Origin of the sequence: uncultured Caulobacter sp., assembly GCF_937900395.1 — a bacterium.
GTDB lineage: Bacteria > Pseudomonadota > Alphaproteobacteria > Caulobacterales > Caulobacteraceae > Caulobacter.
Genome location: NZ_CALCDX010000145.1, coordinates 1 through 7,764, shown reverse-complemented (window position 1 = coordinate 7,764; position 7,764 = coordinate 1). Strand labels below are relative to the sequence as shown.

5 protein-coding genes are annotated in these 7,764 nt (G+C 67.2%); 2 read left to right on the top strand and 3 right to left on the bottom strand.

All coding sequences use genetic code 11. The annotated features are described in order from the left end of the window. Positions 1–958: 958 nt before the first annotated feature. The 3 genes from Q0379_RS11870 to Q0379_RS11860 all read right to left on the bottom strand — a co-directional run bounded on the left by Q0379_RS11870 (position 959) and on the right by Q0379_RS11860 (position 6,137). Positions 959–3,838 carry a TonB-dependent receptor gene (locus Q0379_RS11870; protein WP_299008744.1) on the bottom strand — a complete coding sequence of 960 codons (2,880 nt, stop codon included), beginning with the start codon at positions 3,836–3,838 and terminating at the stop codon, positions 959–961. A gap of 338 nt (positions 3,839–4,176) precedes the next feature. Next, positions 4,177–4,482: a UBP-type zinc finger domain-containing protein gene (locus tag Q0379_RS11865; protein WP_299008741.1), complete on the bottom strand. Its 306-nt coding sequence runs from the start codon at positions 4,480–4,482 to the stop codon at positions 4,177–4,179. Positions 4,483–4,493: 11 nt separating this feature from the next. Further along, entirely contained in the window at positions 4,494–6,137 is a 1,644-nt protein-coding gene (locus tag Q0379_RS11860; protein WP_299008739.1) for an FAD-dependent oxidoreductase, read from the bottom strand. Between the two features lie 118 nt (positions 6,138–6,255). Here Q0379_RS11860 and fdhD point away from each other — a divergent pair, with 118 nt between their 5' ends. After that, positions 6,256–7,071, top strand: a complete 816-nt coding sequence (gene fdhD / locus Q0379_RS11855; RefSeq protein ID WP_299008737.1) for a formate dehydrogenase accessory sulfurtransferase FdhD — start codon at positions 6,256–6,258, stop codon at positions 7,069–7,071. Beyond that, on the top strand, positions 7,071–7,764 hold a 694-nt coding region (locus Q0379_RS11850; RefSeq protein WP_299008734.1), incomplete at its 3' end, for a molybdopterin-dependent oxidoreductase. The genes fdhD and Q0379_RS11850, both read left to right, overlap by 1 nt.

Genomic DNA, 7,764 nt, shown 5'->3' with positions numbered 1-7,764 from the left:
TCCCCAGCCGCTCCGGATGAATCTGGGCCCCGGCATTCGCCGGGGAGGTCGGTGTTGTGAATCTGTCCTCACTAGTGTCGCCCCGACCTACCCAGGTCGGGGCGAGCCTTACATCTCTTGGAGGCTGCAGCCCGGCGATCGTCTCGCCGTAAGATGTAAGGATGGCTCCTTCTCGCGGGAGAAAGGCTTCGACCCAATAGCCCAAAACACGTGTCATCCCGGCCGCAGCGCGTAGCGCGGAGCGCCGGGACTCAGGGGCGGCGCGCGGGGCGTTTCGTCACCCCCTGGGTCCTAAGATGGCCTCTGCGAGGCTTCCGGGATGACACGAGAATGGGCGGGAGAGGTGGGAGTAGGGCGCCAATCCCCGTCCGCCGACGAGCATCCACACCTTCCAATTCCAGCAATCTCAACGCCCTAAGCCCGTCACCCACGAGCGCCCGCAAAATCGACGCATCGCTCCCAAAACCGCCTGCATACTTCTCCTCGCCCCGTCGCGGGGGAGGGCGTTCAGCTGGCGACCGAACGAGCGGCGGGGGTGATCGAGCGGGAAGCGCTGGTCTTGGCCTTTGGGCCGCCTTCGCGACGGATCCGGACGGGCTCCCTGAAACATCGGGACGAAAGCCGGGCGGCGGGGGAGATCGGCGCGGCAGGCGCGGGCTGAAATCGCCCGCGTGGTCCGGAGGAAACGCATCTTCCTCCGCCCGCCCAGGGCCTCTTTCGGAAGCGGGTTAAAATCCCGCGCGTCGAAGGCTCCGGAGCACAGGTCACGCGGAGCGCTCCGGCCTCGGCCGAAACGGTACTCCATCAAATCCTCATCCGGGCCCTGCCCGGACGCTCCGCCGCCTCCCCAGCCCGCCGGCTCAAACCAGCGGAAGGGCGCCGCTTCGCGCCTGACCTCAAAGAAAAGGCGGGCCCCGCGAGGAGCCCGCCCATGAAGTTGGGGTGGAAGACGTAAGCCCTAGAACTTGGCCTTCACCGCCAGGAAGAAGCGGCGGCCCAGCACGTCGTAGGTCGACGGGTCGGTGTTGGCCTGGACGTAGGACGAGAAGTAGGGCGGCTGCTTGTTGGTCAGGTTAGTGACGCCGCCGCGGATCGAGTAGGTGTCGTTGACCTTCCACGACGCGTTCAGGTCGTAGTAGTTGACCGCGCCGATCTTCTCGCTGGCGTCGGCCGCGTCGACCATGTTCCCGATGTAGCGCCAACGGGCGCCCACCTCGACCGGGCCGATCAGGTAGCTGACCGATGTCGTGTACTTCCATTCCGGGTGGGAGACCGCGGTCGAGCTGATCTGGGTGTTGCCGATCGTGCCCTTCAGCTCGGCGAAGTCCTCGCCCGGCAGGCTCTGGACCTTGAAGCTGTCGAGATAGGTCCCGATGACATTGACCTTGATCGCGCCGTAGCTGTCGTCGAGGCCGACCGCGCCGAGGCCGAAGCCCCAGTCGACCTGGAAGTCGACACCCGAGGTCTTGTATTCGGCCAGGTTCAGGTTGGTCAGGGTCAGGGTGTCGATCTCACCCGTGGAGGCGTTCCGCTTGAACAGGCCGCAATAGTAGTTGCTGGTCGCGCCGGTCGGGTTGCCCTCGGCCGAGTAGCACTTGTCCAGCGCCGTGGCGGCGTCGATCGTGCCGATCGCGTTCTTGATGTCGATCGAATAATAGTCGACCGACAGCGACAGGCGTTCCAGCAGCGGGTGGGCGATGCGCGGGGTCCACACGGCGCCGACGCTGTAGGTGTTGGCGGTCTCTTCCCGCAGGTCCGGATTGCCGCCGCTCAGCGCATTCACCTGGGTGTTGGCGTAGGTGTAGCTGTCGATGATCGCCGACGGCACGCCTTGGGCGAGACAGAGGGCGCGCACCGTCGAGGCGTTGGAGCCCGCGCGGTAGGTGCTGTTATAGGCGCAGGGGTCTTCGGTGATCGACGGATAGCCCTGGTTCTGCGGCGAATAGAGCTCGCCGATCGACGGAGCCCGCACGGCGCGCTGATAGCCGCCCCGCAGGCGGAAGCCGTCGACGACCTCCCAGTCGCCGTTCAGCTTGTAGGCGTCGACCTTGCCCACGGTGTTGTAATCCGACAGGCGATAGCCGGCGGTCAGGTCCAGGGCCTTGATGAACGGCAGATCCTTGAGGACCGGGACCAGCAGTTCGCCGTACAGTTCCTTGACGTTGGTCGCGGCGTCGATGGCGTCCTGGGCGTTGAAGCCGACCACGTCGCCGGTCGACAGCAGGCTGTCGGGCTCGAACAGGTAGGTGTCGCGCTTGTAGCTGGCGCCGATGGCGGCGCGAACTTCGCCGGCGGGCAGGTCGATGACGCCGCCTTGCAGGTTGGCTTCGACGACCTGCTGTTCGGCGACGGTGCGGTTCTTGGTCTGACGCGAGATGTACGAGCGGCAGGCCGCCGACAGCGTGTTCAGGCCGAACGGGTCATAGCCGCCTTCGCAGAGGCTGGCGCCGCCGTCGGCGGCGTTGAGCAGGGTCTGGACCGCCGAGTGGCTGACATTGCCCGACTGGGTCTCGTTCTGCTCGGACCGGCCGTACGAGGCGAAGACGTCGTACGTCCAGTCCTTGAACCCGATGTCGCCGCGCACGCCGCCGGCGATCTGGAACACGTTGAAAGTCGTGTCGGACTGGCGCGGACCGACGTCCGTGAAGCGCTTGCGCAGCAGGAAGCTGGCGGTCGGGTCGGCGCGGCTGGCCAGCAGGGTGGCCAGATCGTCCGGGATGAACGGGTTGGTCACCGGCACGCTGAAGCCGGTCGAGCCGGCGGCGGGCGCCGGCGCCAGGATCGTCGTGGAATCGTAGTGCGTGAAGTTGAACGAGCCGTAGAACTGGGCGTGCTCGTTGATCTGGTAGTCGGTCGCCGCATAGGCCGTGTAGCGCTTCAGCGGCAGTTGCAGCAGGTTCAGCGGGCCGGTGTTGTAGGTCCCGTTGACCGGGATCGTCGAATAGTCGATCGCCGTCGAGCCCTTATAGTTCTGACCGTTGTAGAACAGCGTGCCGTCGTCGTTGAAGCCGAGGTTGGCGCTGGCCTTCACCGCGCCGGCGGCGACGCCGTACTTGGCGAAGACGGCGTCCACGGCGGCTTGGGTCGGCAGGTTGGCGCCGGTGGCGTCGTAGCGACCATAGGGCGTGGTCGAGGACGCGCCCGACACCGCCGAGAAGTCGCGCGAGGCGTTATAGACCGCGCCGCGCTCCGAATAGCTCAGCGAGAACACGGCGTGGCCGCGGTCCTCGGCGTACTTGCCGCCGGCGGTCAGGGCCAGGGACTTCTCGCGGCCGTCGCCTTCCTCGGTGACGCCGTACTGGGCGTCGACCTGCAGGCCGGTGAAGTTGTTGTTGAGCTTGAAGTTGACGACGCCGGACAGGGCGTCCGAGCCGTAGGTCGCCGAGGCGCCGCCGGAGATCACCTCGACATTCTGGATCAGCGCGGCCGGGATGATGTTGATGTCGACGGTGCCGTCGGAGTTCGAAGGCACGACGCGGTGGCCGTCCAGCAGGATCATCGTCCGGGCCGTGCCGAGGCCGCGCAGGTCGATGTTGGCTTGACCGCCGTTCGAGGGGTTGTTCGAGGTGCTGCTGACCGACGGCACGAATTGCGGCATCTGGTTCAGGATGGTGTCGATCGTGACCGAGCCCACCTTCTCAATGTCCGCCTTGCCCACGGTGACGATCGGGCTGTCCGAGGAATAGTCGCGGCGCGCGATGCGCGAACCCGTCACGACGATCTCCTCGACCGCGGTGTTGTTCGCGGCGGTGTCGGTTTGGGCTTGGGCGACCAGAGGGGCGGCGTTCAACAGAAACACGAGGGCGGATGCGCCCCCAAGATACCGGATCTTGAGCATAGGACTGTCCCCTAACGCGCCGTCTTTGGGGAAGACGGCCAAAAATCAGCGAAAAGGTGTTCGCGATGCGCAGAGGGCTAGGAGGCGGCTGTGGCCCGATTGTGGGGGTTTGTTAGCCCCCAGCTGATGCTCGATTTGGCGGCGGCGACAGCTTGATAGCTAAGGCAATAGATCGCCGTCTCGGCGATGATCCCGACATAAAGCGATATCCGGCGTTGCGGATGCGGGGAAATTTTTCAGCAAGATTGCAAATATAACGGCCCGGTTTGTGCTTTTGAGGCCACGGGCGTCATCCAAATGTCATCGTAGCGACGGCCAAGGCGCAAGACCGTCGGCGGCTAGCCCTCGACGAACCTTGGAATGGGGCCAAGCTGCGGCGTCTGGTCGGGGAGTTCGACGAACTCCTCGTCGACGAAGCACCAGCCCCAGCCCTCCGGCGGATCATAGCCCTCGATGATCGGATGGCGGGTCGCGCGGAAGTGGGCCGAGGCGTGCTTGCTGGGGCTGTCGTCGCAGCAGCCGACGTGGCCGCAGGTCCGGCATAGGCGCAGGTGCACCCACCAGCCGCCGGTCTTCAGGCACTCCTCGCAGCCCTTGGCGCTGGGGGTGACGAGATGGATCGCGTCGCCGTGCATGCAGCTCATGGGCCTGCTCCCTAAGCGTTAGCCAGATAGGCGTGGATAGCGGCGACGGCCTGGGCGCCTTCGCCTATCGCCGCGCCGACGCGCTTGACCGAGCCGGCGCGGACGTCGCCGATCGCGAACACGCCCTTGCGGCTGGTCTGCAGCAGCGGATGGCCGGGGGCCAGGTCTGCGCCGGTGCGGACAAAGCCATGGTTGTCGAGCTCGACCTGGCACTGGGATAGCCAGCTGGTGTTCGGCGCCGCGCCGATGAACAGGAAGAGGTGGCCGACCGGCCGGGTCGTCTCGACGCCGCCGGGACCGCGCCAGCGCACGTTGGACAGCTGTCCGCCTTCGCCCTCAAGCGCGACGACCTCGCTGCGGACGATCACCTCGATATTGGGCGTGCTCTCGATCCGGTCGATCAGGTAGCGCGACATGGTCGCCGCCAGGCTCTCGCCGCGCACGATCATCCAGACCTTCTTGACCTGACTGGAGAGGTAGACGGCCGCCTGGCCCGCCGAATTGCCCGCGCCCACCAGGGCGACCTCCTGGCCCGCACACAGCTTGGCCTCGAGCGGCGAGGCCCAATAGTGGACGCTGGAGCCCTCGAACTGGTCGAGATTGTCGACGTCGAGGCGGCGATAGCGGGCTCCGCTGGCGATGACCACGGTCTTGGCCTGGGCCTTCTCACCGCTGACTAGGGCCAGGCGATAGCGGTGAAGGCCGTCGTCCTCGCAGGCCAGGGAGGCGACCTCGTCCGGGATGGCGAGATCGGCGCCGAACTTCTGGGCCTGGCCGTGGGCGCGCCCCATCAGGGCCATGCCCGATATCCCCGTCGGGAAGCCCAGATAGTTCTCGATCCGCGCCGAGGCGCCGGCCTGGCCGCCAAAGGCGCGGGTGTCCAGCACCAATACCGAAAGGCCTTCGGACGCGGCGTAGACGGCCGTCGCCAGTCCGGCCGGACCGGCGCCGACCACGGCGACGTCATAGACCTTGCTCTCGTCGATCGGTCCGACCAGACCGATGCAGCGGCCGAGCTGATGGTTGGTCGGCTTGCGCAGGATCTGCCCGTTGGGACACAGGACGATCGGCAGTTCGCTCTCGTCGACCTCGAAGCGCTGGATCAGCACCTTGGCGCAGTCCATCTGATCCGGGTCGAGGTTCTGGTAGGGGTGTCCGTTGCGGGCCAGGAAGCCGGCCAGGCGGATGACCTCGGCGTCGGCGGCGCGGCCGATGATGATCGGGCCGCCGGCGCCGGTCTCGATCAGGCTGACCCGGCGCAGGATCAGGGCGCGCATGATCCGCTCGCCCAATTCGGCCTCGGCGACCAGGACGGCGCGCAGGCGCTCCGGCGGGATCAGCAAGGCCTCGACGTCGGTCAGGGCGGTGACGTCGACCAGGGAGGGACGACCCGACAGCTGTGCGATCTCGCCGACGAACTGGCCGGGGTCGTGCTCGACGATCGGCTGGCTGTCGCGATTGGCGTCGCGGCGGGTGATGGCGACGCGGCCCTCCAACACGACGAACAGGCCGGGCGAGGCGACACCGGCCGTGGCGAGCGCTTCGCCGGAAGTTACTTGGACGACCTGGCCGAAGCGGCGCAGGCGGTCGATCTCGTCCGGTTCCAGCAGGGGAAACATCTGCGCGCGACGGGTTTCGAAGGTTGTGCCGGTCATGACCCTAGATTGCGCCGGGAATGACGTTTGGTCATCGGCGGATCGATGACGGTTTTGAACAATCGTGCTGTTTCATCATTGGCTATACCGGGTGGCGCCCTCGGATTAGGCTGTCGGCATGTCGCGTTCCTCTGTCGTTCCTCGCTCCGCCGTCCAGTGGCGCGCCGATCAGGCCGCGCGGCCCTTCGAGCGGGTCACGCCCAGCGAGACCGCGGTCGGCCTCTCGTTCGATGGTCGTCCGCACACGGTGCTGATGGCGACGCCAGAGAACCTGGACGAACTGGCGCTGGGCTTCGTGGTCACCGAGGGCGTCGCCAAGGCGGCAGACGTGGCGGCGATCTCTATCAAGGAAGAAGCGCAGGGCGTTCTGGTCGACGTCGCCTTCGCCCCCGGCGCGTTGGCTCGCAAGGCGCGGCCGCGCAATCTCGAGGGGCGGTCCAGCTGCGGTCTGTGCGGCGTCCAGCGCCTGGCCGACGCGGTCCGGCCGCTGCCGACCGTGGGGGAGGGCGCGCGCATCCGGCATGACGCCATCCCGGCGGCGCTGGCGGCGCTGGAGGAACAGCAAGCCCTGGGTCGGTTGACCCGGGCGACCCACGCGGCGGCGTTCTTCACCCCGAAGGCGGAGCTGGTCCTGGTCCGCGAGGATGTCGGTCGCCACAACGCGCTCGACAAGCTGGCCGGGGCGATGGCGCGCGAGGGTGTCGACCCGGCCGCCGGCTTCGTGGTCGTCACCAGCCGCTGCTCGTTCGAGATGGTCGAGAAGACGGCGCGGATGGGCTGCCCGATCCTGGTGGCGGTCTCCGCGCCGACGGACCTCGCGATCGCCAAGGCTGAAGAGGCGGGGATCACCTTGGTGGCGCTCGCGCGTTCTGACGGTCACGCGGTGTTCGCCGGCGGCGAGCGCCTGATCGAAACCCAAGCGGAGCGGGTCTGATGGCGAACGAAAAGACCCCGGGCGTTCGCCCTTACAAGCATCCCGCTGGCGGATGGGACGCCTTGAAGGCCGTGGCCGGCGCCCTGATCGACCAGGAGACGGTGGTCGAAGGCGGCAAGACCCTCATGCGCGCCAACCAGCCCGAGGGCTTCGACTGCCCCGGCTGCGCCTGGCCAGATCCCAAGCACACCTCGTCGTTCGAGTTCTGCGAGAACGGGGCCAAGGCCGTGGCCTGGGAAGCGACCAGCAAGCGCGCGACGCCCGAGGTTTTCGCCCGCCACACGGTCAGCGAGCTGCTGACCTGGAGCGACCACCAGATCGAGGACCTCGGCCGGCTGACCGAGCCCATGGCCTACGATCCGGCCGATGACCGCTACAAGGCGATCACCTGGGACGAGGCCTTCGCCCGGACCGGCGCGGCGCTGAAGGCGCTGACCGATCCGAACCAGGCGCAGTTCTACGCCTCGGGCCGGGCGTCGAACGAGGCGGCGTTTCTTTATCAGCTGCTGGGGCGGCGCTTCGGAACCAACAATTTCCCCGACTGCTCGAACATGTGCCACGAGCCGACCAGCGTCGGCCTGCCGGACTCGATCGGCCTGGGCAAGGGCTCGGTGACGCTGGAGGACTTCGACCACGCCGACCTGATCCTGTGCTTCGGGCACAATCCGGGCACCAACCATCCGCGGATGATGG